The organism is Micromonospora sp. NPDC047670, from assembly GCF_043204915.1.
GTDB lineage: Bacteria > Actinomycetota > Actinomycetes > Mycobacteriales > Micromonosporaceae > Micromonospora.
The window spans coordinates 1,847-5,078 of sequence record NZ_JBIDDA010000030.1 but is presented as its reverse complement, the minus strand read 5'-3'; the positions used below and the strand labels follow the sequence as shown (position 1 = coordinate 5,078).

Annotated in this window: 1 rRNA gene; it reads right to left on the bottom strand. The window is 56.8% G+C overall.

From position 1 onward, the window contains the following. Positions 1-51 precede the first annotated feature (51 nt). Positions 52-3,163 (bottom strand): 23S ribosomal RNA (locus ACGF7U_RS31695). Positions 3,164-3,232 lie beyond the last annotated feature (69 nt).

Below are 3,232 nucleotides of genomic sequence, written 5' to 3'. Positions count from 1 at the left end.
GGGGTTGTTGTTCGTTTGTCAAGAGTTGCACAGTGGACGCGTAGCAGCTTAGTAGTCAAGTCCTCGGCCTATTAGTACCGGTCAACTGAACCCGTTACCGGGCTTACATTTCCGGCCTATCAACCCAGTCGTCTAGCTGGGGGCCTTACCCCACCAAAGGTGGGTGGGATACCTCATCTTGAAGCGAGCTTCCCGCTTAGATGCTTTCAGCGGTTATCCCTTCCGAACGTAGCTAACCAGCCGTGCCCCTGGCGGGACAACTGGCACACCAGAGGTTCGTCCGTCCCGGTCCTCTCGTACTAGGGACAGCCCTTCTCAAGTATCCTACGCGCACGGCGGATAGGGACCGAACTGTCTCACGACGTTCTAAACCCAGCTCGCGTACCGCTTTAATGGGCGAACAGCCCAACCCTTGGGACCTGCTACAGCCCCAGGATGCGACGAGCCGACATCGAGGTGCCAAACCATCCCGTCGATATGGACTCTTGGGGAAGATCAGCCTGTTATCCCCGGGGTACCTTTTATCCGTTGAGCGACACCGCTTCCACTCGCAAGTGCCGGATCACTAGTCCCGACTTTCGTCCCTGCTCGACCTGTCAGTCTCACAGTCAAGCTCCCTTGTGTACTTGCACTCAACACCTGATTGCCAACCAGGCTGAGGGAACCTTTGGGCGCCTCCGTTACCCTTTAGGAGGCAACCGCCCCAGTTAAACTACCCACCAGACACTGTCCCTGAACCGGATAACGGTCCGAAGTTAGATACCCAAATCAACCAGAGTGGTATTTCAAGATTGCCTCCACCCATACTGGCGTATGAGCTTCACCGGCTCCCACCTATCCTACACAAGCTAATTCGGATACCAATGTCAAGCTATAGTAAAGGTCCCGGGGTCTTTCCGTCCTGCCGCGCGTAACGAGCATCTTTACTCGTAATGCAATTTCGCCGGGCCTGTGGTTGAGACAGTGGGGAAGTCGTTACGCCATTCGTGCAGGTCGGAACTTACCCGACAAGGAATTTCGCTACCTTAGGATGGTTATAGTTACCACCGCCGTTTACTGGCGCTTAAGTTCTCCGCTTCGCCCCAAAAGAGCTAACAGGTCCCCTTAACGTTCCAGCACCGGGCAGGCGTCAGTCCATATACATCGAATTACTTCTTCGCATGGACCTGTGTTTTTAGTAAACAGTCGCTTCCCCCTGCTCTCTGCGGCCATACAACGCTCCACCCGCGCGGGGCTTCACGTCTCCGGCCCCCCTTCTCCCTAAGTTACGGGGGCAATTTGCCGAGTTCCTTAACCACAGTTCGCCCGATCGCCTCGGTATTCTCTACCTGACCACCTGTGTCGGTTTGGGGTACGGGCCGCTCAGAACTCGCTAGAGGCTTTTCTCGGCAGCATAGGATCACTGACTTCACCTGAATCGGCTCGGCATCACGTCTCAGCCTCCATGCACCACGGATTTGCCTATGGTGCGGCCTACACGCTTACCCCGGCACAACCACCGGCCGGGCTCAGCTACCTTCCTGCGTCACCCCATCGCTTGACTACTACCCGCCAGGTTCCCACGCTCCCCACCGCAGACCCGAAAGTCCTTGGCGGTTTGGGTGGTTAGCACAACGAGGTTCATCAGGGACGCTCTTTCGCGGGTACGGGAATATCAACCCGTTGTCCATCGACTACGCCTCTCGGCCTCGCCTTAGGTCCCGACTCACCCAGGGCGGATTAGCCTGGCCCTGGAACCCTTGGTCATCCGGCGGAAGGGTTTCTCACCCTTCTTTCGCTACTCATGCCTGCATTCTCACTCGTGCCGCGTCCACAACTGGGTCACCCCGCTGCTTCACCCCCGGCACGACGCTCCCCTACCCATCCACACACCTGCACAAGGAATCAAGTCCAAGCGAGGTAAAAATGTGAATGCCACAGCTTCGGCGGTGTGCTTGAGCCCCGCTACATTGTCGGCGCGGAACCACTTGACCAGTGAGCTATTACGCACTCTTTAAAGGGTGGCTGCTTCTAAGCCAACCTCCTGGTTGTCTATGCGACCCCACATCCTTTTCCACTTAGCACACGCTTAGGGGCCTTAGCTGGTGATCTGGGCTGTTTCCCTCTCGACTACGAAGCTTATCCCCCGCAGTCTCACTGCCGCGCTCTCACTTACCGGCATTCGGAGTTTGGCTGATTTCGGTAAGCTTGTGGGCCCCCTAGACCATCCAGTGCTCTACCTCCGGCAAGAAACACGCGACGCTGCACCTAAATGCATTTCGGGGAGAACCAGCTATCACGGAGTTTGATTGGCCTTTCACCCCTAACCACAGGTCATCCCCCAACTTTTCAACGTTGGTGGGTTCGGCCCTCCACGCGGTCTTACCCGCGCTTCAGCCTGCCCATGGCTAGATCACTCCGCTTCGGGTCTAGGACACGCGACTGAACCGCCCTATTCAGACTCGCTTTCGCTACGGCTCCCCCACACGGGTTAACCTCGCCACATGCCACTAACTCGCAGGCTCATTCTTCAAAAGGCACGCCGTCACCCCGCAAGGCTCCGACGGATTGTAGGCGAACGGTTTCAGGTACTATTTCACTCCCCTCCCGGGGTACTTTTCACCATTCCCTCACGGTACTCGTCCGCTATCGGTCACCAGGAAGTATTTAGGCTTACCAGGTGGTCCTGGCAGATTCACGGCAGATTTCAGGGGTCCGCCGCTACTCGGGAACACCCACAGAAGGTCAGCAACTTTCACCTACCGGACTATCACCGCCTACGGTCAGCCTTTCCAGACTGTTCGGCTAGCCACTGACTTTATAACTCCTCGAACAAGTGTCAGCCTGTTCAGCAGGGTCCCACAACCCCGACCACGCAACCCCTGACAGGTATCACACGCAGCCGGTTTAGCCTCAATCCGCTTTCGCTCGCCACTACTCACGGAATCACTAATTTGTTTTCTCTTCCTACGGGTACTGAGATGTTTCACTTCCCCGCGTTCCCCCCATACACCCTATGTGTTCAGGTGCAGGTGACATCACATGACTGATGCCGGGTTCCCCCATTCGGACACCCTGGGATCACAGCTCGGTTGACAGCTCCCCCAGGCCTATCGCGGCCTCCCACGTCCTTCATCGGCTCCTGGTGCCAAGGCATCCACCGTTCGCCCTTGACAACTTGACCACAAAGATGCTCGCGTCCACTGTGCAATTCTCAACAAACGACCAACCCACAACCCACAGCCCCACACCT